Source organism: Capsulimonas corticalis, from assembly GCF_003574315.2.
GTDB classification, from domain to species: domain Bacteria; phylum Armatimonadota; class Armatimonadia; order Armatimonadales; family Capsulimonadaceae; genus Capsulimonas; species Capsulimonas corticalis.
This window is the reverse complement of sequence record NZ_AP025739.1, coordinates 2,718,470-2,742,868: the sequence shown is the minus strand read 5'-3', so window position 1 is coordinate 2,742,868 and position 24,399 is coordinate 2,718,470. Positions and strand designations below refer to the sequence as shown.

Annotated in this window: 23 protein-coding genes; 19 read left to right on the top strand and 4 right to left on the bottom strand. The window is 60.4% G+C overall.

Features of this window, described 5'->3' with window-relative positions:
* Nucleotides 1-143 precede the first annotated feature (143 nt).
* Nucleotides 144-1,292, bottom strand: a complete 1,149-nt coding sequence (locus D5261_RS11750) for a lactonase family protein (protein ID WP_119321219.1) — start codon at nt 1,290-1,292, stop codon at nt 144-146.
* Between the two features lie 172 nt (nt 1,293-1,464).
* On the opposite strand from D5261_RS11750, the gene D5261_RS11745 reads away from it, so the two are divergent.
* The 5 genes from D5261_RS11745 (at nt 1,465) to D5261_RS11725 (ending at nt 7,252) form a co-directional block, all read left to right on the top strand.
* Nucleotides 1,465-3,405: a sigma-70 family RNA polymerase sigma factor gene (locus tag D5261_RS11745; RefSeq protein WP_119321218.1), complete on the top strand. Its 1,941-nt coding sequence runs from the start codon at nt 1,465-1,467 to the stop codon at nt 3,403-3,405.
* Between the two features lie 329 nt (nt 3,406-3,734).
* On the top strand, nt 3,735-4,385 hold the full coding sequence (locus tag D5261_RS11740) for a MotA/TolQ/ExbB proton channel family protein (protein ID WP_119321217.1): 651 nt from the start codon (nt 3,735-3,737) through the stop codon (nt 4,383-4,385).
* On the top strand, nt 4,366-4,788 hold the full coding sequence (locus tag D5261_RS11735; protein ID WP_119321216.1) for an ExbD/TolR family protein: 423 nt from the start codon (nt 4,366-4,368) through the stop codon (nt 4,786-4,788). The genes D5261_RS11740 and D5261_RS11735 overlap by 20 nt, the downstream gene beginning before the upstream one ends.
* Nucleotides 4,785-5,252 (top strand): ExbD/TolR family protein, encoded by a 468-nt coding sequence (locus tag D5261_RS11730; RefSeq protein WP_119321215.1) that lies wholly within the window; start codon nt 4,785-4,787, stop codon nt 5,250-5,252. The genes D5261_RS11735 and D5261_RS11730 overlap by 4 nt, the downstream gene beginning before the upstream one ends.
* Complete coding sequence (locus D5261_RS11725; protein ID WP_119321214.1) at nt 5,249-7,252, top strand: PA14 domain-containing protein; 2,004 nt, start codon at nt 5,249-5,251, stop codon at nt 7,250-7,252. Before D5261_RS11730 ends, D5261_RS11725 begins: the two co-directional genes overlap by 4 nt.
* Before the next feature lie 7 nt (nt 7,253-7,259).
* On the opposite strand, the gene D5261_RS11720 is transcribed toward D5261_RS11725, so the two are convergent.
* Entirely contained in the window at nt 7,260-8,249 is a 990-nt protein-coding gene (locus D5261_RS11720; protein WP_119321213.1) for an NAD(P)H-quinone oxidoreductase, read from the bottom strand.
* Nucleotides 8,250-8,384: 135 nt separating this feature from the next.
* Here D5261_RS11720 and D5261_RS11715 point away from each other — a divergent pair, with 135 nt between their 5' ends.
* On the top strand, nt 8,385-10,760 hold the full coding sequence (locus D5261_RS11715) for a diguanylate cyclase domain-containing protein (RefSeq protein ID WP_165864158.1): 2,376 nt from the start codon (nt 8,385-8,387) through the stop codon (nt 10,758-10,760).
* 100 nt (nt 10,761-10,860) lie between these two features.
* Nucleotides 10,861-11,301 (top strand): tetratricopeptide repeat protein, encoded by a 441-nt coding sequence (locus D5261_RS11710; RefSeq protein WP_119321211.1) that lies wholly within the window; start codon nt 10,861-10,863, stop codon nt 11,299-11,301.
* A gap of 27 nt (nt 11,302-11,328) precedes the next feature.
* Here D5261_RS11710 and D5261_RS11705 read toward each other — a convergent pair whose 3' ends face one another.
* Together D5261_RS11705 and D5261_RS11700 are read right to left on the bottom strand one after the other, a co-directional pair.
* On the bottom strand, nt 11,329-12,144 hold the full coding sequence (locus tag D5261_RS11705; protein ID WP_165864157.1) for a Clp protease N-terminal domain-containing protein: 816 nt from the start codon (nt 12,142-12,144) through the stop codon (nt 11,329-11,331).
* Nucleotides 12,145-12,221: 77 nt separating this feature from the next.
* Nucleotides 12,222-12,776: a type II secretion system protein gene (locus D5261_RS11700; RefSeq protein WP_119321209.1), complete on the bottom strand. Its 555-nt coding sequence runs from the start codon at nt 12,774-12,776 to the stop codon at nt 12,222-12,224.
* A gap of 108 nt (nt 12,777-12,884) precedes the next feature.
* On the opposite strand from D5261_RS11700, the gene D5261_RS11695 reads away from it, so the two are divergent.
* From D5261_RS11695 to D5261_RS11640, 12 genes are all read left to right on the top strand, one after another.
* On the top strand, nt 12,885-13,097 hold the full coding sequence (locus D5261_RS11695) for a hypothetical protein (protein WP_119321208.1): 213 nt from the start codon (nt 12,885-12,887) through the stop codon (nt 13,095-13,097).
* A 249-nt stretch (nt 13,098-13,346) separates the two neighbouring features.
* The gene (locus tag D5261_RS11690) at nt 13,347-14,228 is read left to right on the top strand and encodes a DUF1559 family PulG-like putative transporter (RefSeq protein WP_119321207.1); all 882 of its coding nucleotides are present in this window, start codon (nt 13,347-13,349) and stop codon (nt 14,226-14,228) included.
* Nucleotides 14,229-14,321: 93 nt separating this feature from the next.
* Nucleotides 14,322-15,515 carry a metallophosphoesterase family protein gene (locus tag D5261_RS11685; protein ID WP_119321206.1) on the top strand — a complete coding sequence of 398 codons (1,194 nt, stop codon included), beginning with the start codon at nt 14,322-14,324 and terminating at the stop codon, nt 15,513-15,515.
* A gap of 389 nt (nt 15,516-15,904) precedes the next feature.
* A complete protein-coding gene (locus tag D5261_RS11680; protein WP_125205944.1) occupies nt 15,905-16,582 on the top strand; it encodes a hypothetical protein in 678 nt (225 codons plus the stop codon).
* A 601-nt stretch (nt 16,583-17,183) separates the two neighbouring features.
* A complete protein-coding gene (prfB, locus tag D5261_RS11675; RefSeq protein ID WP_119321205.1) occupies nt 17,184-18,305 on the top strand; it encodes a peptide chain release factor 2 in 1,122 nt (373 codons plus the stop codon).
* An 85-nt stretch (nt 18,306-18,390) separates the two neighbouring features.
* Nucleotides 18,391-19,149 carry a 5'-nucleotidase C-terminal domain-containing protein gene (locus tag D5261_RS11670; protein WP_165864156.1) on the top strand — a complete coding sequence of 253 codons (759 nt, stop codon included), beginning with the start codon at nt 18,391-18,393 and terminating at the stop codon, nt 19,147-19,149.
* An 18-nt stretch (nt 19,150-19,167) separates the two neighbouring features.
* Nucleotides 19,168-19,599: a hypothetical protein gene (locus D5261_RS11665; RefSeq protein ID WP_119321203.1), complete on the top strand. Its 432-nt coding sequence runs from the start codon at nt 19,168-19,170 to the stop codon at nt 19,597-19,599.
* Between the two features lie 3 nt (nt 19,600-19,602).
* A complete protein-coding gene (locus D5261_RS11660) occupies nt 19,603-20,169 on the top strand; it encodes a hypothetical protein (RefSeq protein ID WP_125205943.1) in 567 nt (188 codons plus the stop codon).
* 32 nt (nt 20,170-20,201) lie between these two features.
* The gene (locus tag D5261_RS11655) at nt 20,202-20,687 is read left to right on the top strand and encodes a hypothetical protein (RefSeq protein WP_119321201.1); all 486 of its coding nucleotides are present in this window, start codon (nt 20,202-20,204) and stop codon (nt 20,685-20,687) included.
* Between the two features lie 112 nt (nt 20,688-20,799).
* Nucleotides 20,800-21,723 carry an alpha/beta hydrolase gene (locus D5261_RS11650; RefSeq protein WP_119321200.1) on the top strand — a complete coding sequence of 308 codons (924 nt, stop codon included), beginning with the start codon at nt 20,800-20,802 and terminating at the stop codon, nt 21,721-21,723.
* Nucleotides 21,724-21,839: 116 nt separating this feature from the next.
* A complete protein-coding gene (locus D5261_RS11645) occupies nt 21,840-22,085 on the top strand; it encodes a hypothetical protein (RefSeq protein ID WP_125205942.1) in 246 nt (81 codons plus the stop codon).
* A 19-nt stretch (nt 22,086-22,104) separates the two neighbouring features.
* On the top strand, nt 22,105-24,390 hold the full coding sequence (locus D5261_RS11640; RefSeq protein ID WP_165864155.1) for a GH92 family glycosyl hydrolase: 2,286 nt from the start codon (nt 22,105-22,107) through the stop codon (nt 24,388-24,390).
* Nucleotides 24,391-24,399: the final 9 nt, after the last annotated feature.

The following is a 24,399-nucleotide window of genomic DNA, read 5'->3' as shown; positions in this document are numbered from 1 at the left end:
CGAGTATGTAACCCACGCAGGTGGGTTTCCGCGCTCTTGGAGGCGCGGTTTTAACCGCCGGCAAATCTGACCGTGGCGAACTGAAATGCCATGGCGCCATATTTCCCGCATCTTCAAATCTGGGAAAGAGTGATGTGGAGCCTTCAATAAGCCGCGAGGCCGTTCTGTCCGCTGGCCGCCGGCAGCGAGGGGGTCGCGGCCAATGCCGCGAGGCCGCCGTTGCCCTGGACGCGGAACGCGCTGATGGTTCCCGCTCCGGCCGTCAGCGCATAGAGATAGCGATTGTTGCTGCTAAGCGCAAGATCTAAAGGCGTGCTGCCGGGGCCGGTTCCCGCCGAGCCCAGGATAGTCAAAGCCCCATTGTCGCCAATCGCGGCGATGGAGATCTGCGAGCTCCCGGCGTTGGCGGCGTAGGCGTAGTTGCCGTCCGCCGTGGCGACCACCCAGCAGGCGGCGGCGAAACCGGTCGGAGCGGAGGGAGTCAATACCGACAGCAAGTCATTGGACTGCACCGCGTAGGACGAAAGCGCCGCGCCGCCCGCCGGGTTGCCGGCGGCTTCGGCGACGACCAGCGCGCCCTGCGGGGTGAATGTCAGGCTGAACGGCGTACGCCCGGCGGAATTGTTCAGCAGCGCGGGTCCGGCGGCGCCGCCCGCCGAGATCGGGAACGTATCGATACGGTTGGTCAGCCGTTCGGTGGCGGCCAGGACTGTCCCATCGGGGCTGAAATCAATGGACGCGCCGCCCGCGCTGGCGCCGCTCAAAAACTGCGTCGAACCGACAATCGGCTGCAAATGACCGCTGCTTTGAATGTGGAAGCCGCTGACGCTTCCCGCTCCGCCCGAATTGAGCACGTACAGCAATTCTCCATGAACCGCCAGCGCCACGGGAAAGCCGCCCCCGCTCGCCGCTCTCCCTAACAAGCTCAAACGCCCTTCGCTGCCGACAGCAAACGTGGACACATCGCCGCTGCCGCTGTTGACGGCGAAGAGAAACCGGTGATTTTCGCTCAGCAACAGCGAGTTCTGGGACTGAAGCGGATCGATGATGCCGCCGCTCCCGCGCCCGCCGGTCGGATATTCTCCCAGGAAGGTCAGAGCGCCGCTCGCATCACGATGATATACAAAGACTTCATTGCGATTAACGCTATTATTAGCCGTATAAACGGCGCCGGAAGCGTCAGCGATCCGAGGCTGCGGCGCAAGCGTCGTCTCGGCGTGAAGCGCCGAGGGCAGGACCGCGCTCGCGGCCAGAGTCAGGGCGACGGCGGGCAATGGGATTCGTTTCGTCATGGGTTTCTCCTGTGAATTGCTTGAAGAAGACCGTCTCGGTTTGTCTTCGCCCTACACACAAACGAACCTCGGAAAAAGTTCAATGCCGCGAAAATGAAACGCGAAAAATAATTTCTTCGTATCTGTCCATAACTCATCCCGAGCGGACATTATTACGGTAGGAGAGCGAATTTTGACAGGCGAAGACGAACTGCTGAGGCGCTACGCGGCGCGCCGGTCCGAGGCGGCGTTCGATGAGCTGGTGCGCCGACACATGGACTTCGTCTACTCCGTCTGCCGCCGCAAGCTGGGGGACGCGGAGATGGCGCGGGACGTCACACAGACGGTCTTTCTCCTGCTCGCGCAAAAGGCGGACAGCCTGCGCCCCGGCACGGCGCTGAGCGGGTGGCTGTTTCAAACGGCTCAGCTCGCCTGCCGAAACGCCGTTCGCGCCGAAGCGCGCCGGCGGCATTACGAAGGAAAGGCGGCGCGGGAGATGGAGGACGCGGCGCGCGGCCTGGACACGCAGTGGCGGCATGTGGAGATGGGCTGGGACGACGCTCTGTCCGCGCTCGCCTCGGCGGACCGGAACGCGATCTTTTTGCGTTATGTCGAGGAGATGTCGATTGAGGAGACGGCCGCCGCGCTGGGCGTCTCCGTGGCGGCGGCCCACAAACGGATCCAGCGCGCCGTGGACCGGCTGCGCCGTCACTTCGTACGCTCCGGAACCGCCCTGAGCGCCGCCGCCGTCACCGCGATCCTGACCGAGAAGATGGCGGACGCCGCGCCGCCCGCGCACGCCGCCGCCATCCTGCAAGCGGTCACGGCGGCGGGCGCGTTGCGGACCGGCGCGCCGCTCCCGTATGGGCTGACCGAATCGGGGCATGGTCTCTGGCGGCAGATCACGCTGACAAAAGCGCGTACGCTCGCGGCGGCCGCGCTGCTGGCCGTCGCGATCGCCGGCGGATACAGCGCCCACCTGCGCGCCTCGGCAATCGGCGGGGCGGCGCAAACGCCGCCCGCCGCGTCCGGCGGAGCGTCGGCGCCGGCGATCACCGTGCGCGGCCGCGTGCTCGATCCCGCCGGCAAGCCCGATCCCGGCGCCCGCGTCACGCTGCTCCGCTATGGCCGGATCGACGGCGCCGCGGACGAGATCGCGCGGGCCGTAACGGACGGCGCCGGACGCTACGCCATCCCGCAGGTCGCGGGCGGAGCGACGGGATTGGCCGTGGTGGCCGACGATGGAAAAGCGATGGACTTTGGGATGCCAGGCAGCGACCTGCGCCTGACGCGCCCAACGCAGATCCGCCTGCATCTGACCGACGCCACGGGACAGCCCGCTCCCGGCGTCCGGCTCAAGCCCGTTTCGTTCGGGATCACAGGACCAAACGGGCAGAACGCAACGGTGAATCTGACGACAGGCTGCCCGGACCGGCTGACGATGACGTCGGACGCGCGCGGAGACGCCGTCTTCGCCGGGCTGCCGCAGGGCGACACGGTCTCATTTCAGGTGCTGACGCCCGCCTACGCGCGCCGCCCGCCCGCCGCCGACGGCGTCCCGCTGTCTGGCGCGCCGGACTCCGGAAGCTTTCTCGTGGACCTGACGCCGGGCGCGACGCTCGCGGGACACGTCGTTTACGCCGACACGGGGCTGCCGGCGGCGAATGTCCGCGTTGGCGCACAGGAGATCGGCTCAGCCGCCTGGGGCGAAGCCGTCACCGACTCCAACGGCCGCTACCAAATCTCACAATTGCTTCCGGGCGATTACAACGTCGCCGTGGACGAGCAAACCCCGGCCCTGGGCGGCGAATGGACAGCGGCGGCGCGCTCGAATGTCACGGTGAGCACGGGCGGATTGCGCGCGGGTCTGGATCTGCGTTTGACACGCGGCGCGACGATTGTCGGAACCGTACATCCCGCGCCGGGCAAGCCGGCGGCGCCCGTCGAGGTCGGCGTCTACGGCCCGGCCCACCCGCGCACCGGCGCCTGGGTCAGCGGCGCCTGGACCGCGAGGGACGGAACCTATCGCCTGCGCGCGCCGGCGGGTCCGCAGCACGTTTACCTCATGGACGGCTCCGGCGCCGCCGCGGATGTGACGACTGTCGAAGGGCAAGAAACGAGAGTGGACTTCTGAGAGGGAGAGTTCGGATCGTTCCCTTGGTAGCCAGTGAACTCTATTCTTGTGCTTTGCGCAAGTGGCTGGCGAATGACCGCCCTGAGGGCACCCGGCCTACAAGTACGGCCGTCCGCCTTCGCGGACTTCGGAGCCTACGGCACATAATCAAGCGTCTACGATCACGTTTCTGAACCCGCGGAGGCGGGTGACCGTACTTTTAGCCCGGGTGCCCTCTGGGCGGTCATTCGCCAGGCTTGTGCTGAAGCACAAAAATCGGCTGAAGTGACTAATACAGGGGTGATCTTAATCTCCACCCCCGCATCGTAGATAAGGAGTAATCTGTGTTGATGAATGGCGTGGCCTTTTTGCTGAAGGGCGGCCCGGTAATGTGGCCCCTTTTTCTCTGCGCAATCATTTCCGTGACCGTGATGATCGAGCGCTATTTCGCGCTGCGCTCGATCCTGCGCGGGGGCCGGGGGCTGCGGCTCCAGGTGCGCAGCTCCCTGTCGAAAGGACGGATGCGAGCGGCGCTCGATCTGCTGGCGGTGCGCGGCGGACCGATCGCGCGGGTGCTGACGACGGCGCTGGAGTACCGGGAGCTTGGGCGTCCGGCTCTGGAGAACTTGATCACGGAAGTCGCGATGGAGGAGACGCCGGGACTGTCGCGCGGGCTGAACTGGCTGGACACGATCATCACGATCGCGCCGCTGCTCGGACTGCTCGGCACGGTCACCGGCATGATCGCCGCCTTCCAGGTCGTCGCGGTCTCGACAGGGCTTAGCGCGCCGACCGAGATTACGGGCGGCGTCGCCGAAGCGCTCATCGCCACCGCGACGGGCCTGGCGATCGCGATCACGACTCTGGTCGGATACAACCATCTGACCGAGCAGGTCCGGCGCATCGTCGCTGAGATGGAGATGGCGGCCACGCAGATCATCAACGACCTGGAGCTGCGCGGAGCGACGGAGGAGCGGATCCATGAGACTGCCGGCGTCTAAGCCAAAGCGGGCGCGGATCGAGATCGTCCCGATGATCGACACCGTATTCTTTCTGCTCGTCTATTTTATGATCGCCACGCTGACGATGACGCGCATGAACGCCCAGAAGGTCGCGCTGCCGGTGAGCCAGACGGCGGCGGCCAAGCCGGCGAACGACATTGTGGTGACGGTCGCGGCGAATGGGCGCTTCTTTATCGACCGGGACCCCGTGAGCGAATCCGGCGTCACTGCGGAGCTGAATGCGCGCCTGAAGAAAACGCCCGCCGCCGCCGTGGTAATCAACTGCGACAAGGACCAGCCGGCGGGACGCTTCGCCCGGATCTTCGACCTTGTCAAACAGTCCGACGCCGCCAATGTCATGGTCGCGACCACGCCGAAGGATCACTGGGAGAACGGCCAATGAGACTGAAACAGCCGGAATTGAAGCGCGGCCGCATCGAGATCATCCCGATGATCGATACGATCTTTTTTCTGCTCGTCTTTTTTATGATCACCTGGCTGACCATGACGCGGATGAACGGCATGAATGTCAACCTGCCGCGCCACGCCAAGCAAAGCGGCAAACCATCGGCGTCGGTCATGGTCTCGCTCTCGCCCGAAGGCGGATACTATCTGGACAAGCGGCCCGTCGCGCAGGGCGTCTGGAAAGAGCGGCTGACTCAAAACCTGATCGCGCATCCCAACTCCGTAGTGGTGCTCAACGTCGCCTCGACACAAAAGACGCAGACTCTGATCGGGCTGATGGACGAAGTCAATCAGGTCATCGCCGCCTCGAAGACGCACGCCGAAGTTTTGATCGCCACGCCTCGAACCGGCAAACCCACAGAAACCGTCGCATCCGGCGCGGCGACCGGGAGGACCCCATGACACACGACAAGCGGCTCCAATACGCCCTTGCGGCGTCGCTAGCGTTCAACACAGCGTGCGTGGCCGTGGTCGGCGGCGCGGCGGCCCGCCGCCAAGCGGCCGCGCATTCTCCCAGGGCAAGCAACGCCCTGCACCCCAGGCCGATCCAGATGGCTGACGCCGAGTCCGCCGCCGCGAACCCGGATCCCAGCGAACGGGAAAAAGCAGGATCGGGAGCCTCAGGTGATGGCGGCGGCGACTCCGGCCCTCGCTCCGGTGGATCGTCCAGACGCGAGAACGGCAAGGGGAAATTAGACACGGGCAAGGACGACGGCCGTGATGGGGACAATAGCGTCCAGGCTGACGCCGCCCTTCAGCGCTTACAGCAGCTCGCCGCGCGCGGCAAACTGTCCGCCGCTCAGCGGGCGCAGCTTGCGCAGGCCGAAGCGCGCCTCCAGGCCCAGGAAGCGCGCGCGCCGACCCGCCAGGCTCCGCAAAACGCCACCCGCCTCGCGGGATCCGCTGGCGGCGAGAACCGGCCGCATAACAGCGCACAGGATCGGATGGCTCTGTCCGGCAAAACTCCCGTCCGAACGGCGAGCGCCCGGCTTTCCGAAAGCGACACGGCGGCGCGGCAGCCAGCACAAACATCGACGGAAGGTCCATCCGGGCAGAAGAAATCGGGGGGCGATCCTTTCCAATCCAACGCCGCATCGTCCGGAAAAGGCGGGGCGAATTCGGATAAAAAGATGTCGGTCATCACTCAGCCGTCGTCGCCCAGGAAGAACGCCCATGGATCCGCCGGGGGGAATTCCATCTCGCCCAAAATGATCAAGTACGGCAAGATGAAGGTGAACCTGGGAACGATCCATGTGACGCGCCCCAAAGGCCCAGTCACGGGCGGCGGCCTGTCGGACCAGCGCAATGTCGAGATCACGGCCCACTATGTCGTCGACGATCTCAAGAATCAGCCCAAGACGTTCAAACCGGACAAGTTCCTGAAGATGTTCCCCCCAAACTGCAAAGGCGATCCGGGCAATACCGCCAAGTGCCTGCCCACCGGCGGCAACACGCGCCTGGGCGGTGGAACGCTGCACGGCCTCCATGACCACATCACGGGAATGAAGTACTGCGTGCCCGGCTCCGGCGGTTTTCCGGGCGCGGGATCGCCCTCCCAAAGATTGGCGTCTTCCGGGTCACGCGCGCGCAGCGCACAGCAAGGCGCCGCGACTTCCGGCTCGGGCCATGTCAGCCCCGTGGAGCAGCGCTACGCGCAGACCGGAGTCTCCGATCCGCGCGAACCATGGGCGAAGGTGATCAATCCGCTGCATCTGCCCAGCGCCCATGGAGACGCGCGCCATATGATCCCCGGCGCGGAGGCGCCCAGAGAAGATCAGAAGTGGGTATACGATCCGAAGGAGCACACCGAAAGCGCACCGCCCGCCGAACGCCCATCGCCGCTGGCGCAGTTCCGCGTTTCGCCCCGAAACATCGGTTCGATGAGCAAGTTCGGAACGATCGAGTGGGATCCTCCGGCCAAGACCACGCGCAAAAAGCAGCCCTACGGCGGCGACGGCTCCGGCCTTCTGGGCCTCTACTATCACGGCAATACCTTCGAGAAGTTCGCCTTCAAGAAGCCCGACCGGAATATCGACTTCAACTGGAGCATGGGGCCGCCCGACCCGCGTCTGCCCATGAACTACGAGTATAGTGTGCGTTGGATCGGCAAGCTTATCCCCAAAGTCACCGATACCTACACCATCAGCACGGCGTCGGACGACGGCGTGCGGCTGTACATCGACGGGCGGCTTCTGATCTCCAACTGGACGCTGCATAGCGTGAGCGAGGACACGACGACGATCCATTTGACCGCCGGGACCGAGCATCAAATTAAGCTGGAGTACTATGAAGACGGCTCCGGCCCGGCGGAAATGCACCTGTACTGGGAAAGCCCGCGCGTTCCCAAAGAGTACATTCCCGAAAGCTGCCTGCGCTATCCCAAGGCAAGAGAACTGCAGTGATCGAATGTTACGCAGCGTCCATCGTCAGCACGATCTTTCCGATGTGCTCGCTGCTCTCCATGAGAAGATGCGCCTGCGCGGCTTCGGCCAGTGGGAATGTGCGATAGACTAATGGCTTGACGGCGCCGCTCTCCAGGAGCGGCCAGACCTTATCGCGCAGCTCGGCGGCGATGGCGCCTTTTTCGGCGACGGAGCGGGTGCGCAGCGTGGATCCGGTGACGGTGAGGCGTTTGAGCATGATCGGCGTCAGATCGGCCTCAATTCGGCTGCCCTGCTGAAACGCGATGTTTACGAGCCGCCCTTCGCGCGCGAGGGCGGCCAGATTTCGCGCAAAATATGAGCCGCCGACCATGTCGAGGATCACGTCCACGCCGCGCCCATCCGTGAAGCGCTTCGCCTCCGCGACGAAATCCTGGGTTTTATAGGGGATAGCGAGATCGGCGCCCAGAGCGCGGCAGGCGGCGCACTTTTCCTCCGAGCCGGCGTCGGCGATCACGCGCGCGCCGAACTGATGCGCGAGCTGGATCGCCGCCGTCCCGATCCCGCTGCTTCCCCCATGCACGAGAAACGTCTCGCCCGCCGTGAGACGCCCGCGCTGAAACACATTCGTCCACACCGTGAACAACGCCTCCGGCAGCGAGGCCGCCTCGGCCATCGTCACCTTCCCAGGAATCGGCAGGCACTGCGCGGCCGGAGCCACGCAATATTCGGCGTACGCGCCCCCGCTCACCAGCGCGCAGACGGAATCCCCGGCGCGCCAGGAGGACACATTCGGGCCGCACATTTCGATCGTTCCCGCCAGCTCCATCCCCAGGATCGGCGAAGCGCCCGGAGGCGGCGGATAGTTGCCCTGGCGCTGCGCGATATCGGCGCGGTTGAGCCCGGCCGCCGCGACGCGCACCAGCACTTCCCCCTCGCCAGGCTCCGGAATGGGTCCGTCGGTGAGCTTCAAAACATCCGAAGCTCCCGGCGAGATTGTCGTGATATACTGCATCATAGTCTTCCCTCTCTGTCGATGATCGTTCCCATCCGCCCCCCACGGGAAAACACGGGATTTCGCCGGCGCCGCGAAAGAGTATTTCTGCTCGGCATAATGAGGAAATCGGTTTCTTCCGATGATCTGAAACAGAGAATGAATACCGCAGCTTCCATCAGTAATCCGCAGGATGTCCTCCCGCAAATACCGGCGCTCGATTTACGCCATCTTCTCGCGACAAGCCGCGAAGATGACTTTGAGGACCTCATGCGCCTCACCGCTCACGTTTGCGGCGCGCCCATCGCCCTGCTCTCGCTGCGCGACGGCGACCGGCTGTGGTTTAAGGCGCGTATCGGCCTGGATCTCTGCGAAATTCCCTATCAGGTCTCATTCTGCCAGTACGTTCAGGAACGCGACAAGGTCGTGATGATTCCGGACACGCTGGAGGATGCGCGTGTCGTGAACAATCCGTTCGTGACCAGCGCGCCCTACGTTCGCTTCTACGCCGGAACGCTTCTGATCTCCTCCGAAGGAGTGGTCCTTGGAACGCTTTGCGTCGTCGCCCCTCAGCCGCAGACGCTCTCGCAGGCGCAGCAGGAGGCGCTTCTGCGGCTGGCGCGCCAGGCGGTCCGGCAGATCGAGCTGCGGCATAGCAGCCTCCAAACCGTCGTCGACACCTTACCGATCCTGCTCGCTCGCGTGGACCGCGGCCTGCGCTACGTCTTTGTGAACAAGACCTACGAGAAGATGCTGGGCATCCCGAGGGAAAAAGCGCTGGGGCTCAAGATCGCGGAGGTGCTGGGCGAGACGGCGTTTGAATCGCTCCGCCCCTTCCTCGATCGCGCGCTGGCGGGCGAGGCGTTCAGCTTCCATGTCTGGATGACGATGCGTATCGCGGGCCTGCGCTATATGCGCACGTCTTATACGCCGGAATTTGGCAGTGACGGCAAAATCACGGGCATTCTGATCTCTTCCATCGACGTCACCGAACGCAAGCACACGGAAGAAGCGCTGCTCATGTCCCAGGAGGCCCTGCGCGAGAGCGAGGCTACACTGCGCAGCTTTTACGATAGCTCGGCGGCGCTGCTTGGCGTGACGGAGCTATTTGAAGACGATGTGCGTTTTGTCTCCGTCAACGACGCGACGGCGGCCTATCTGGGGCGGACCGCCGATCAAGTCTCCGGCCGGCTGATGAGCGAGTTGGACATTCCGGATGATATTCGGGCGCTCTGGGTGGACCGCTGCTCGGCGTCCGCCGACACGGGATTGCCGGTCCACTTTGAATATTCCCGGACGCTGGAGGGCAAGACGCGCTGGCTGTCGGTCACCGTGTGCCCGATGGAGGGCGCATCGTTCCATCTGCCCCGCTTCGCCAGCGTCGCCGAAAACATCACCGAGCGCAAGCGGCTGGAGGCGGAGCGGGAACGCACTCTGGAGGAAGCCGTCCATCTGGCGGATCACGATCCGGTCACGGGTCTGCTGAACCACCGCGCCTTCCATCGGCGGCTGGTGGATGAGGAGGCCCGCGCCCGCCGCGAACGCTTCTCCCTGGCCGTCCTGATGATGGACATGGACAACTTCAAATTTTTCAACGACGCCTACGGTCACCCGGCGGGCGACGATGTCCTGCGCCAGATCGCCGGCGCCCTGCGAAGCTGCTGCCGGGGACGCGATGTGGTGGCGCGCTTCGGCGGCGACGAGTTCGCCATGCTGATGCCGGGCGCCGGGACCGCCGAGGTGTCGTCGATCAAACTGCGGATTCAAGAGGCCGTGGAAAGCCTCGGCTACCGGCCGCCCGGCTACGACACCCCGATCCCGCTCCGGCTCTCCGTGGGCGGCGCCGTGTATCCGCATGACGGCGCCGGGCACACGGAAGTGCTGGAGGCGGCGGACGCGCGCCTGATGCGCGCGAAGGCCGACGGTATCGGCGCCGACGACGCCGATCAGCTCCGCGCGTCGCTGGCCGAGGAAACATCGGGGTTCACGATGCTGGACGCTCTGGTGACCGCCGTGGACAACAAAGACCGATATACGCGTCGCCACTCCGAAGATGTGATGGTGTACAGCGTGATGATCGCCCGGGAGCTAGGGATGGACGCGGCGGCACTGCGCACGATCGCCGTCGCCGCCCTGCTGCACGATCTCGGCAAGATCGGCGTTCCGGACAAAGTCCTGCGCAAGCCCGGCAGACTCACGGAGGAGGAGTATGACGCCGTGAAGCAGCACCCGATGATGGGCGCCGTGATCGTCGCCTCCGCGCCAGGCTTCGAGGAAACGCTCGACGCCGTGCGCCACCACCACGAGCGCTGGGACGGCAAGGGTTACCCGGGCGGCCTCGCCGGCGAAGAATGCCCCCTGATCGCCCGCCTGATGGCCGTGGCCGACGCCTTCAGCGCCATGACCACCGACCGCCCCTACCGCAAGGGAATGCCGCACGAAAAAGCCCTGGCGATCCTCCAAGACGGCGCCGGGAGCCAGTGGGATCCCCAATGCGTCGCCGCATTTATTCAGGCGCGCGCACGAACAATATAGACCTCAGCAATTGGGTATACTGCCGCGGATGGCGGCCATCGAACTCGGTTTTGCCGTCGTGATATGACTTGAAATCTTGCGATTCCCAAAAGAGGTTTGTATGAGATTCCATCTTCACCGCCGGCCGATCACGGAAACGATCCTGCTTAGCGAATCCCTCACGTCAGAGGACTGTGGAGCGCTATGGGTTCTCCAAAAGGCGAAAGGGAGGGTCGATATCCTGGAAGCCGCCGTGGAAAGATGGCCAAGTAATCGCGGCTTACGGATCGCCCTCGCCTCGCTTCTTCAGAAAAAGCGCAAGTACGCCCTGGCCGCCGCCCACTGGCGTCACATGGTCACCCTTTCACCCGCCATTGCCGAGGGAAATGACAGCGATCAGAAAACGATGGCGCTGCTGATGCTGGGAGACTGTCTCTACCAGTCGGGAGATCGCTCTGGGGCCGCCGCCGAATGGAGCAAGGCGCGAGAGGCCGGCGATTCCCCTTTGGCAATGGCTGCGGAGAGGCGTCTGAGGAAAGTCAGAGAATACTCCAGACTTTAGCAGACGGCCCCGGCAGCCAATCGAACCTCAAATGGGTGTGACTGTCAGCGCCAGCACTCCGCCCTCTTCCTCCGTCATGTGAAAATCATAGTCGCGGCCTTGATAGAAAAATGCGAGACGGACAGGGTGACGACTGGCGGCAAGATCGCCCGCGCCGCTGAGTCGGGCCCAAGCCTCAAAATAGTAGCGAATGTGATCCGACAAATGTCCGGGGAGTGACGCCAGCGGCTGCGTCTCATCGCCAATCGTGATGGAGACGCCCACATCCTCACCCAGCTTCCATTGGATCCGCTCGGCTCTTTGCGTGATGGCCATCTGAAGAAACGCCGTTACGACCTGCGGCACGGCGTTGTCCCCGTTCATCATCGCCGTGGACGGCGGAGTGGGTAAGCGTGGAGATTGATCCATCTCTCCGCTTCCTCGCATTTCCCGAATTTTCGCGAGCACCACGCCATACAGGACGCCATGAGCGTTCAGGACCTTCGCGGCCATCGATTCATTCTCGCGGAGCACTCCCAGCAGCAAGTGCTCCGTGCCGATATAGTCGTCCTGAAGATCCGTCGCGGCTTCATAGGCCAAATCGATCACGCGCTTGGCGCGCGGGGTCAGCTGCTTATCTCCCCTTTGTTCATCGCCTCGGATCGACTGCTGCAGCAGCGAGTCTCGCACAACGCCGGGATCGGCGCCGACCGCTCTCAAAAGCCGTCCGGCGCTGGTCTCCCGTTCTCGAAGCAATCCGAGCAAAAGATGCTCGGGAGCGACGAAGATTTGTCCTAACTCAGCCGCTTCTTCCTGAGCGAAGAAGACGGTCTTGCGCGCGCCCTCACTGAACCGCTGCCACATAACATTCTCCTCCGAATAGATCGTCCAAAGACTACATATGCACATTCGCGGAGAAGGAGACCCCTTCCTCTGCAATTTTAATCGTCGCTATCGGCGGCGTTCTTCCCCTGCGGGATCCAGTGGCAGTGCGCGTCGAAGTAGAGGATCTGCGCGCCGCCGTGATGCCGATAAGTAGGCGTGATCGGCGACTGCGCGAAGTCCTGTTCGGCTTCGTAGGTCAGTACGGTGCTGGACGGCTGCGCGGCGTGGCCGGCGGCGTAGGGATCTTGCCAGCCGCAGCTGAGCGGCAGCCCTTGATAGAGGGTCGCCATTCGATACGATCCCGAACGCCCTTCTTTCGCGCGGTCGTAATCGTCGGGGCAGGCAAACACCGCAGGAGTGTTGATATAAGGACGGCAGTCGGAGATCAGCCCGCTGAAGGAGCCGCCGTCGGGGGGCGTAAGTCCGTCGGCGTCCTGGGCGTACAGATGGACCGCGACTCCGATCTGACGATAATTGCCAAAGCACGCCGAACAGCGCGCTTTTTCCCGCGCCTGCGCGAAGACGGGGAATAAAATCGCGGCGACGAGGCAGATAATGCCGATCACGACGAGGATCTCGATCAAAGTAAAAGCGCGTTTTTTGTCATGCATACCAGGGATTCTACCGGGCCTTTTCGCCCATTGATATTAGTTTTCGTTAATAATTACATTATTTAACATTCTCTTAATACCAGTCTTCGCCTAGGCCCGCGAGAAGGCTTGCCAGACCGCCTGCGTTTCCAGCTGCAAGCAGTTCATGCTGGGATCCTTCAGTATTCGCAGGACTCCGAAGAGACGGCGCCAATCGCTTATAAATACGCGAAGTTCCTGACTCGTGTCTCGCAGTGCGAATCCGGCTACGACGGCGTCGACTGGTCCTGGGGCCCGAACCAGACCGGCAACGCGTCCGGCATTCAGCGCGCGCAGGATTAATCGGCGCCGCCGATCGTTGTTACAACATCGGACTTTCTGGTTTGCGGGAAGCCCAGTTTTTCTTTGTCTCGTTCGGAATCCTTAATGCAGCGTTTTCGGCGCTAGAACGGAAATCCCGACCGGTAAGTTTCGGTTTTTATATTAATTTTCACTAATAATTAAAGATTTAACATTCTCTTAACATTTGGCTCCCATAATCGTTGTATTCTCATTCAGTAACGATATTGATGATCGAAAGGTAAAGACACTATGATGATTAATCGTCGGATGCGCTCCGGCTTCACGCTAATTGAACTGCTCGTTGTCATCGCCATTATCGCGATTCTCGCAGCTATCCTCTTCCCGGTTTTCGCCCAGGCTCGCGAGAAGGCTCGCCAGACCACCTGCCAGTCGAATTTGAAGGGCTTCATGCTCGCCATTCTCCAGTACAACCAGGACAATGACGACTGTATGCCGATCTCGGTCAGTAACGGCGCACAGATTGGCTCCGCGACAGCGGCTGCTTACCCCGGAGTTCAGCAGTTCGGAGTTCACGCTCAGATTATGCCGTACGTCAAAAGCGTCGAAGTATTCCATTGCCCCGACGACGCCGGCTTCTCTGGTGGTTCGGGCAACGCATCGACTGTGGCTTCTGGATCTCACACTATGCCGATCGGCACCCCCGTTTACCAAGCATGGGGAACGTCGTACAAGTTCACCAAGGAAAATCTAGGATTATTTCCTAAAGGCACCCCAGCTTTTCCGGCGGACTCCGCTTACTCTATTTGTGGCTCGGGCAGCCAAGTAGGCCCTCCCGGACCAGCGTCAACGCATACTCAAAATCCACCTTTCCCGATGCCGGTCAGCTACTTCGCGCTTCCCTCCCAGACGCGAGTGATGCGCTGCTATGTGGCTCCCTGGGATGCAAATCCCGCTACAGTTTCCGGCGCCAACCCTAACTACATGCATAAGGGCGTTGACATTATGGCGTTCGCCGACGGTCACGTCAAAACCGTCATCAGCAAGCAGCAGTATGACAGCTTCTGCGACGGCCCGACGTCATCCCCTCTGCGTAACAGCGACCAGCCTGGTTATGTAGCGCCAGGATATGGCGACGGCTCCTGCAACTCCGCCGGTCAAGAGCGCGGATAATCGGGCGCGGAATTTCCCGCTCGAAACGCAGACTTCGATCCAGCACGCTCATGTTTATCGTGGGCGTGCTGTCTTTATGAGATTACCAGCACGATGAACAAATTCACACTCGCACTTTCCATGACCAGCGCTCTGTGCGCCATCCCGGCGTTCGCCGCGACCACCAAGCCGCTGCCGCCGATCCCGACGCTGTTCACGACGCTGGCCGCCCCCGCCGATCCCGACCACTTTACCTTCGTCGTCAGCGGCGATAACCGCTCGACGGGCCACGGCTATCCGATGCCGCCGGCTCTGAACCAGATCTGCCTGGAGATCGGCTCGGTCCGTCCGGCGTTCACGCTCTGGACCGGCGATGCGATCGAGGGCTACGGCGACACGCCGGCCGAGGCGAACGCCGAGTACGACACCTTCTTTGCCTCCGCCGCACTCACGCAATCGCCGATGTTCATGGCGCCGGGGAACCATGAGTTCAGTCTGGACTCCGCGCTGCTGCCGATCTACCAGAAGCGCATGGGCGCGCTGTACGGCTCCTTTGATTATGGCGACAGCCACTTCATCGCTCTCAACACGACCCCCGTGCTTCCGGACGGCAAGATCAGCGCCGGCGGCGAGATCGACGCCGAGCAGCGCGCATGGCTCGAAGCGGACCTAAAAGCGAACGCCTCGGCGAAGAATACATTCATCTTCCTGCACCACTACGTTTATGGCCCGCCCGACACGGGCTCGACCATCGACACGGGCTTCAAGAGCACCGAAGACCGGGATAGCCTGCACAAACTCTTCGTCCAGAACCATGTCCGCGCCGTCTTCTGCGGACACAACCACATTTACTGGCATGCCGCCCATGACGGCGTCGATTACTATATCTCCGGCGGCGCCGGCGCGCCGCTCGACGCCTCTCCGGAGCAGGGCGGCTACCTGCACTACGTCGTCTTCCACGTCGATGGCGACAAAGTCACGAGCGAAATCCTCCAGCCCTGGCATCTGCTGACAACGTATCCTCAAGGCGACGCCAAGGGTTTGACCACCGAAACCGCGTTTGTCGAGAACACCAACAACACGGAAGTCCCCGCGCGCGGCATCGTCTTCCACATCGCCCCGCCGGCCGCCGGCGCAAGCGTGACGGTTTCGGCGAAGGTCAGCTACAAAAAGGGCAAGATCGTCCCCGCCCAGATCGTCTCCACTCACCCGTCCGCGGACGGCAAAAGCCTGGAAGTCGTCGTCGCGGCAACGCTCCCGGCAGACCGGACGACTGAGGTTACGATAAGTTCCATCTCGAATCGCTAATCTAAAATAGTAATATTAGCAGATAGGAGGTAATAAGAGGAGATTAATTTTCGGAAAACTTTATAATCGCAGAGATGGACGTTTACGACTTATGCTTATCAGGCAAATTCTATTCATTTCGACAACTGAGCTACAGAAAATTTTTATAGCTATTTACAATTTATCTAAGTTCATCATGACAGCAGAAAATGATGAAAATGGATCTTCGGATTTAGCTATATGAATTCTTATCTTGAAACACACAGTCGAGAAACAGTCGAAATGAATAAAGCCTCTAACCAATTCGGTCCGCGTGATAAGCATCATTAAAAGCAAGACTACCGCATCAATCCGAGTCGGGTAACTTCGACGCAATGCAACGAAGCGATTTTAAAGAAGGCTAAGCTTACATGAAAAAGTCCATTACTCACTCACTGTTGGCATTGTCAACATTAGCGCTAACAATCTCGTCTTTAGCGGCATCAAAATGCGCCAACGCTGGCAGCTGGGTGGTAGCTTACACATATAGTGGCACAAACTGGTCATACCCTAATGGATCTCAAAGCTTTGGGCCAATCTTTCAACAAGGCGGGCAGGCGTACACGACGGGCAGATTGGATCTCGATAACGGAACGGCAAATATTCCAATAACCTTAAACTGCACACCCACATTGTATTGGATTCCCGCAAATAACGATCTCCCCCCAACAAGAATTTCTGTCAAGGAGACCATTTTCGCAGACTGGTATTGTGCATCCAACGACTATTCTCACAACCCAATGTCAGGTTCTATAAATGTCGGCAGGGGGCTTACTCCTATGGCATTGGACTACAATGACTATGATGAATATAACGATTCTCCGGCGGCTTCCGTTACACAGTTGTTATCCCCGGATGGTTATGGATATAATGTACAATATATATCGACAACATTAGGAAATGGAGTTATTCAAGGTACGAGTACTCACTATTCTGCAACAGCAACGCTTCCGCCTTTTAACGCAAATTTGCAGTATGGCGGTGTTGACATCTACCACACGATGCATGGCTTTGGTCAAATTGTATATTCTGCTAGTGTCGTCAATTGATTTGTTCAAGCGAGCCGTTTCTAAATTTGAAAACAGAATAAATGGTTCAAGCATCGTGGATTCGGCAATTGCAGAGTTGCTTATCTGTCCGTTCGTGCGGTAGTTACAATTGAAATAAGCTTCGTATTACTCGATGTTAATCGCTTTTTCGACCATCTCAACATCGTTTTATTATTAGTGGGCGGCCATCCTGAGCCAACCTTGATAGAAGCCATCAAAATGGCCTGTGGCGGCAGAACCAATCGACTCTGCTACCGCAGGCCATCAGTTTTAAAGCTTGCCGTCCAATTTTGTGTAATATGCCTTCTCGCTCTTAACCTTATGTTCTATTTCGAATTTCCCAGTCGAAGAGTCATCCGTTACCGTACTCTGTCCAGTGGCACCAGTTAACTTTTCACAATCCATGTGTTACAGTAGGCAACGATGGGCGTCAATCACACTACGATCCTATGTATTCGCCCAATAGTTATCATAAGAATTTTGTATGCTTCCACAAAGAACAAAAAGTGGGCGGCATTCGGTAAAATAAGGGGAGATTAACATACCCGCCGGGCGCGCAGACGATGCCGCCCGGCCCCCTGACACCGGAGCAAGGAACCCATTGATCGACGACGTCGTCAAAATAAGCGAGCAGATCGGCGCGCGGCTGGATCAGCTGAGCGGACCGCTGGATTTAGAAGGCAAGCGCGCGCAGGCGGCGGAGCTGGAGGCGATGACCGCCGAAGAAGGCTTCTGGGACGATCCTGCGTCCGCCCAGGAAAAGATGCAGCGCCTCAACGCGATCAAGGAAAGCATCGCGCCCTGGCAGGCCGTACGCAAGCGTCTGGAAGACGTCGGCACGCTGCTGGAGCTGGCGCAGCTCGAAGACGATCCCGAAACCTATGAGGCCGAGGCGACCTCCGAGCTTGCCGCCGTCACGCAGACGCTGGACAAGCTGGAGATCGACACTCTGCTCTCGGGTCCGCACGACGGCGCGCCGGCGCTGCTGGAAATCAACGCGGGCGCGGGCGGCGACGAGGCGAACGATTGGGCCTCCATGCTGCTGCGTATGTACCTGCGCTGGGCCGAGAGCAACGGATACAAAGTCGAGATCGTCGATGAAGTCGAAGGCGATGTCGCCGGCATCAAGAGCAGCACCCTGCGCATCGAAGGCAAAAGCGCCTACGGCCTTTTGCAGGGCGAGCGCGGCGTCCATCGACTGGTCCGATTGTCCCCCTTCAACGCCAACAACAAGCGTCAAACATCGTTCGCCTCCGTGGACGTCGTCCCGGAAGTCGAGGAAGTCGGCGAAGTCGATATTCCCGACAAGGATATCCGTCGCGATGTCTACCGAGCGTCCGGCGCCGGCGGCCAGCACGTCAACAAGACCAGTTCGGCGGTCCGCCTGACCCACCTTCCGACAGGCATCGTCGTTAGCTGCCAGAACGAGCGCAGCCAGACTCAGAACGAAGCCTTCGCCACCAAGGTCCTCAAGGCCAAGCTATTGGAGCTGGCGCGTCAAGAGAACAAAGCCAGCATCGACGAACTGCGCGGCGAGCGCCGAGGCATCGAGTTCGGCTCCCAGATCCGCAACTACGTCTTCCAGCCCTATACCCTCGTCAAGGATGTCCGCACCGGCCACGAAACCGGCGATATCCTGCGCGTCATGAACGGCGAATTCGACGACTTCATCGACGCCTACTTGCGCTGGCAGCACGCGCAGCGCAATCAAAAGGAAGATTAGGAAGAGGATTCCCCCGGCCCCCACAGGGGGCGCGGGGGGCACCTTCCGAGACCGCAGTTCCCGCTCGCATGGGCATGGAGAGACCGTGAAGAATAACCCATTTCGGAAGACGGTGATCCTGTCCCTGGTCGGCCTCGGGCTGACGGCGGCGTTCGCCGCGGCCGCCCGCTCGGCGCAGGCGAAGAACGAAACACATGGAGACGCCGCCAAGCAAGGGGCGCGCAGCGAATCGAACCTCGCGGCGAAAGAAAAAGACACCGTCCATATCGCTCAGCCGCTCGTCGGCGAGGGCGCCTCCGAACACGAAACGAACCTCGGAAATCTGGTTGCCGACGCCATCCGACAGGCCAGCCACGCCGACATCGCCTTTCTTCCAGCGGACGAGATTTCGGAAACGACCATTCCGGTCGGCGACGTCAAACCCGCCGAGCTCGCCAAAGCCTTGCGCTACACCAACGACCCCAGCGACACAATCGTCGTGCTCGATTTGACAGGCGCGCAGATCCTCCAGGCGGCCGAGCGCTCCGTATCCCATCTCCCCCAGCCCTTCCCCGGCTTTCTTCAAGTCAGCGGCCTCCAGGTCCGCTACGATCCCGCCCAGCCCGTCGGCAAGCGCGTCAAGCTCGCCGGCGCGGACAGCTCCGAAATTTCCTCCGCCAAAACCTATAAAGTCGCCACCACCCGGACACTCGCCGGCGGCGGCCTCGGCTACTTCAAAGTGTGGAAGAAATCGGACGCCGACGACGAGACAAAAATCTCCGTCACCAAAGCCCTGACCGACTACCTCACCGGCCGCGCCACCCTCACCGCCACCGTCGAAGGCCGCGTCGCGCCGCTGAAGTAATCCGATGGACGCCACGCCATGATCAACGAACTTTCCAAAAAGCTTCACTTCCCGCTTCTTATGCTCGTTGCGTTATGGATGCTGTTGCACTCATGTTTCGACGCCCCAATGAAGCAAAATTTCCCCTGGCTCTACACGGTGCTGGGAGATATCGTATATCTCAAAATCGCCAACGATGCTTACCGAGCCCGCCAATCGAAGCGGCCGACGTTTCGGTCAAAAACCTCCGCTTCCGCCAGTATATTGGCCGGCATGCTTGTGTTCGCCGCGATGTTGTATGTGCAGATCCACCCACATGGGGCAAAATATGACGCCCGTCATACACTCATGGAGAATTTCGTGGTCCTTGGAAGCGTATCCCTCGTGCTCATCTGGTGGGGAGTCAGCGATCTCCTCTTCGCGCTTGGCCGGCGTGGACGCGTTCAAGTGGTGGAGGTCATCCGTGAATAGATCATGAATACACCGGATCGCAATATCACACCATCGACGCCGCAATTCTCTTGCGATGATTTGTATGAGGCCCGGATCGCACAAAAGGAGCTTAAGAAGCTCAATCAACTGCGGCTTTTCACTAAAATCTACCCATTCCTTACCCTGATTTCCTGTGTAGTCAGTGCGCCGCACGTGATGCAGCCACATTCTGGCTCACCGATCGAGAATTTTTTGCTTCAGGCGCTGATCTTTGCTCCAACCCTCTATATACTCGTGTCTTGGATGGACGCCGTAGATCGGCTACAGAAAAAGAAATCGGACGGATCATTGGAACCAATGGCGCTGATTTCTGGCCTCATGAGTATCCTGCTCAATCCTGCCGGCAAAATAATCGCGAACATGCATCAGACTCCGCAGACACCTGCGTTTCTCGCGGCAGACGTCTTCGCTGCGGCAATCCTTCTCGCTCTCTTTGCAATGATCCTGAGAAAATTGGGGATCTTGCTGCAAATCCATATGACTGAACGAGCGCGGCAGGAAAAACGTGGGTTTGTCATATCGGATGCTGATATGGATACGCGAGAATAAAGATCCATCACAATTGATTGCGAGGAGACACCATGACAACTCCACCCCGATTCGCCAGTGATGATGCGTATGACACGCGGATAGAACAAGAAAAGCAAAAGTCGGAGAAATGGCTGCGCGTTGCAGCCAGGGTTTTGCCGCTCATCATCCTCATCTCCTGTATTTTTGAGATACAGGAGATCCTACATCCGCAAGGCGCATCTTCTGTGGAGCGAGCGCTTCATCATACTTCGAGCATCGCCCTCGTTATTGCCATGACCGCAGGCTGGCGCGCCAGCGCGTGGCGTTTACGCCAGGCATCCGCGTTATCTCGTGAGGGCCTCTATCGGTTGATCTTCCTTCTCGGCATAACGTTGGAGCAGGGCGGAAGAGGCCTTGCGCGCGCATATCATGCCCAGCAGATGACGGAGTTCTGGATATCGGGGGGCATATTCCTGGCGTTCGCGCTCTTTTTTCTCGTCATGATTGCCATAGATCTAAAAGGTCTTATAAAGAAAAGGCGCATCGTACTAGGGTAAACCACAAGGATTTCAGCTATAATGAAAGCGGCGGTCCGGAAAGCGTAATCGTGATCTAGTCACCTTTCCCGGAAACTGCCGATAGCGAAATTTCACACAAGGACGATCCCTAATGACGAAATTGAACCTCCTTTTTCTGACCGGAGCTCTGGCCGTGCTGCCCATGATTTCCACGGCGCCCGCGAGGGCGGCGGATGCGCAAACGACGGCGGCGACCGCCGTGTGGCCGGGACAGCCGACAGATTACCATGGCTACATTTGCCATCATTTGACCGTGGATGGCTGCGAAGCCGTGGTGGTTGAGCCGAAGACGGCGGCGCCGGGTAAGCCCTGGATCTGGCGCGCGATGTTTTGGGACGCCTTCCCAAGCGTCGATCTCGCGCTGCTGGACAAGGGCTTCCATCTGGCGTACATCGAAGTGGGGAACACCTTCGGCGCTCCCGACGCCATGGCGCACTGGGATCCGTTCTATAAGCTTCTCACCGAGACCTATGGTCTCTCCCAATATCCCGCGCTGGAAGGGCTGAGCCGGGGCGGACTGTATATCTATCGCTGGGCCGCCGTCAATACCGATAAGGTCGGATGCATCTACGGCGACGCCGCCGTGTGCGACTTCAAAAACTGGCCAGGCGGAAAAAACAAAGGCCCGGGCAGTCCCGGCGACTGGGCGGAGCTAATGCGTGACTACCATTTCAACACGGAAGCCGAAGCCCTCGCCTTCAAAGGCAACCCCATCGACATCTTGACGCCGATCGCCAAGGCGCACATCCCGATCATCCATGTCTACGGCGACGCCGATACCGACTGCATCCCGGACGACAACACGCTGATCGCCCGCGGCCGATATCTCAAACTCGGCGGCGCATTCTTCACGGTCGTCAAACATGGCTGCGCCCACCACCCGCATGGCCTCTCAAACCCCACGCTGGCTGTCGATTTCATCATGGCGAACTCTGGCCACAAGCCCCCAAAAAAGAAAACCGCCGCCGAGCGATCGGGAGAAATTGTGACTCTTCAGCCCGGCGAGTGGCAGTAATGACCATATTGGGAGTATCATAGAAAAATGACGCGAAGAGTTAACGATAAATCACGTTCGGAAACACAGCCATAACTGCGCCTGCCCCGCCATTGACCACGCATCAGAAAACAGCGATGTACCATGTTGTCGTCCGAAAACTTGCCGAAGATGATCTTTCCGTGGAGTACGCTTACGCGGATAGCGCCTGGAAAAGCGGCGAGGGAACCTTCAAGATCAATAAAGCGACCCGAGAAATTGTCATTGCCGCGCCTCCTGAACGAGATCTGGATGAAAGATTCGCCCGATGTGGATTGTGGGCGGTAGTAAAACATTGGAAAGCGACCGAGCAGTATCCAGAAACAGCGGAATACGCGGCTTGAGGACAGAAACCCCTTCACTATGAGAAAATCACGTTCACTTCTGCATACGCCGCTGCGCCAGGCCCTAGCATTTGGTCTGCTGCTGCCGGCGGGAACTCTTCACGCCGCCGCCAGCGATCCGGTTTCGTATGTAAATCCGAACATCGGCAACATGAGCCAGCTGCTGGTCCCGACGTTCCCGACGGTGTCCCTGCCGAACGCAATGATGCGGATCCATCCGGAGCGCCCGAGTTATATCTCCGACCAGATCGATGGATTGCCGCTTCTGCTGCCCGCGCATCGTGGCGGGCAAGTGTTTCATATCAGCCCGGTCTTGGACGCGCGGACGCGCTTGTCTCCAGTCATTCCGTATACCTACGATCTGGAGAAGACGCTGCCGTATCGATACTCGGTGTCTTTGGACGAGCAGGATATCGATGTGGCCTTTGCGCCGGCGCGACGGTCGGCCATCTATACGTTCGCGTTCGGCAAGCCAGGGCTGCGATATCTGGTGCTGAGCAGCGGCGACGGCGAGCTGAAGGCGGACGGGAATGTGGTGACGGGCTTCCAGCGCTACGGCCATGCGTCGGTCTATCTGTATCTGGTGGCGAGCGCCGCGCCGGAGAAGATCGGGGTGCTGGACAATGGGACCACGCGCTTTGGAGCGGCTTCGGCGGCGGGACGCGACGCGGCGCTGGTGCTGTCGTTCGGAAGCTCCCAGGCGCGCGCCGCCGTTCGGTACGGCGTCTCGTACATCAGCGTCGATCAGGCGAAGAAGAACCTGGAGAGCGAAACCCCGGACTTTGATCTGGACAAAACCGCCGCCGCCGGCCACAAGGCTTGGAATGACGCGCTGGGCAAGATCCAGGTAACCGGCGGCTCCGAGAACGAAAAGACCGTTTTCTACACGGCGCTCTATCGGACGTACGAGCGGATGGTGGACGTCTCTGAAGACGGCAAGTACTATAGCGGGTTCGACGGCAAGGTCCACGACGACAACGGCGTCGATTTCTACAACGACGACTGGAGCTGGGACACCCATCGCGCGGACCATCCGCTCGGCGTATTGATCAATCCCAAACAAGAATCGCAGAAGATCGCCTCGTACATCCGCATGGCCGAGCAGTCGCCCGAAGGCTGGCTGCCGACCTTTCCCGAGCTGAGCGGCGACGGGCACTGCATGAACGGTCTTTATAGCGCCGCCATTATCTGGGACGCTTATAACAAGGGCCTGCGCGGGTTCGATCTCGCGGCGGCCTACGCGCATGCGAAGAAGACCGTGCTGGAGTCGACCGCCCTGCCATGGGTGCTTGGCCCCGCCAATAGCATCGACGCGTTCTATCAGGTCCACGGGTATTACCCCGCGCTCAAACCCGGCGAGCCAGAGACCATCCCCGTCGTGAATCGCGGCGAGCGCCGGCAGTCGGTCGCGATCACCCTCGCGGCGAGCTACACCGACTGGTGCCTGGCGCAGATGGCGAAAGCGCTGGGCAAGAAGGACGACTACGCGTTCTTCGAAAAGCGCTCCTACAACTACCGCAATCTGTTCAATCCCGCGACGGGCTTCTTCCATCCGAAGGACGAATCGGGCGCGTTCATCGAACCGCTCGATTATAAGTTTTCGGGCGGACTGGGCGGACGCGATTACTACGACGAAAACAACGGCTGGACATACCGCTGGGGCGTCACGCACAACATCGCCGACGTGGTGGATCTGATGGGCGGGCGCGCCAAGTTTGTCGAAAACCTGGATCAGCTCTTTCGGGAGGATCTCGGCGACAACCGGTACACTGTCTACGCCAGCTTCCCGGACGGCACGGGCAATGTCGGCCAGTTCTCCATGGGGAACGAGCCGAGCATGCCCATTCCCTATTTTTACAACTACGCCGGCGCGCCCTGGAAGACGCAAAAGCGAGTCCGCTCACTCCTGGACATGTGGTTTCGAAACGACCTGCAGGGCGTCCCCGGCGACGAGGACGGCGGCGGTCTCTCCGCCTTCGCCGCGTTCTCATCCCTGGGCTTTTACCCCGTCACGGCGGGCATGCCGGTCTACAACATTGGCAGCCCGATATTCACACGCAGCGTGATGGACCTGGGCGATGGGAAAACATTCGTCGTGGAGGCGATCCATTGCTCCCGCGACAACAAGTATATTCAATCGGCGAAGCTCAATGGGGTAGACTGGAACAAGCCATGGTTCCGCCACAGCGACATCGCCAAGGGCGGCGCGCTGGTGCTGGTGATGGGAAATCGCCCGAACAAAGACTGGGGCGCCGCGCCGGAAGATGCGCCGCCGTCCGAAGGACCGCTCGCTCCGGCGCCGTAGCTCCAATTC

What these genes read in the sequence shown, in the direction of transcription:
- D5261_RS11720 (WP_119321213.1), bottom strand. Translation starts at nt 8,249, where the DNA reads ATGATGCAGTATATCACGACAATCTCGCCGGGAGCTTCGGATGTTTTG.
- D5261_RS11750 (WP_119321219.1), bottom strand. Translation starts at nt 1,292, where the DNA reads ATGACGAAACGAATCCCATTGCCCGCCGTCGCCCTGACTCTGGCCGCG.
- D5261_RS11645 (WP_125205942.1), top strand. Translation starts at nt 21,840, where the DNA reads ATGTACCATGTTGTCGTCCGAAAACTTGCCGAAGATGATCTTTCCGTG.
- D5261_RS11650 (WP_119321200.1), top strand. Translation starts at nt 20,800, where the DNA reads ATGACGAAATTGAACCTCCTTTTTCTGACCGGAGCTCTGGCCGTGCTG.
- D5261_RS11740 (WP_119321217.1), top strand. Translation starts at nt 3,735, where the DNA reads ATGAATGGCGTGGCCTTTTTGCTGAAGGGCGGCCCGGTAATGTGGCCC.
- D5261_RS11655 (WP_119321201.1), top strand. Translation starts at nt 20,202, where the DNA reads ATGACAACTCCACCCCGATTCGCCAGTGATGATGCGTATGACACGCGG.
- D5261_RS11690 (WP_119321207.1), top strand. Translation starts at nt 13,347, where the DNA reads ATGATGATTAATCGTCGGATGCGCTCCGGCTTCACGCTAATTGAACTG.
- D5261_RS11640 (WP_165864155.1), top strand. Translation starts at nt 22,105, where the DNA reads ATGAGAAAATCACGTTCACTTCTGCATACGCCGCTGCGCCAGGCCCTA.
- D5261_RS11705 (WP_165864157.1), bottom strand. Translation starts at nt 12,144, where the DNA reads ATGTGGCAGCGGTTCAGTGAGGGCGCGCGCAAGACCGTCTTCTTCGCT.
- D5261_RS11710 (WP_119321211.1), top strand. Translation starts at nt 10,861, where the DNA reads ATGAGATTCCATCTTCACCGCCGGCCGATCACGGAAACGATCCTGCTT.
- D5261_RS11725 (WP_119321214.1), top strand. Translation starts at nt 5,249, where the DNA reads ATGACACACGACAAGCGGCTCCAATACGCCCTTGCGGCGTCGCTAGCG.
- D5261_RS11730 (WP_119321215.1), top strand. Translation starts at nt 4,785, where the DNA reads ATGAGACTGAAACAGCCGGAATTGAAGCGCGGCCGCATCGAGATCATC.
- D5261_RS11735 (WP_119321216.1), top strand. Translation starts at nt 4,366, where the DNA reads ATGAGACTGCCGGCGTCTAAGCCAAAGCGGGCGCGGATCGAGATCGTC.
- D5261_RS11700 (WP_119321209.1), bottom strand. Translation starts at nt 12,776, where the DNA reads ATGCATGACAAAAAACGCGCTTTTACTTTGATCGAGATCCTCGTCGTG.
- D5261_RS11680 (WP_125205944.1), top strand. Translation starts at nt 15,905, where the DNA reads ATGAAAAAGTCCATTACTCACTCACTGTTGGCATTGTCAACATTAGCG.
- D5261_RS11715 (WP_165864158.1), top strand. Translation starts at nt 8,385, where the DNA reads ATGAATACCGCAGCTTCCATCAGTAATCCGCAGGATGTCCTCCCGCAA.
- D5261_RS11665 (WP_119321203.1), top strand. Translation starts at nt 19,168, where the DNA reads ATGATCAACGAACTTTCCAAAAAGCTTCACTTCCCGCTTCTTATGCTC.
- D5261_RS11685 (WP_119321206.1), top strand. Translation starts at nt 14,322, where the DNA reads ATGAACAAATTCACACTCGCACTTTCCATGACCAGCGCTCTGTGCGCC.
- D5261_RS11660 (WP_125205943.1), top strand. Translation starts at nt 19,603, where the DNA reads ATGAATACACCGGATCGCAATATCACACCATCGACGCCGCAATTCTCT.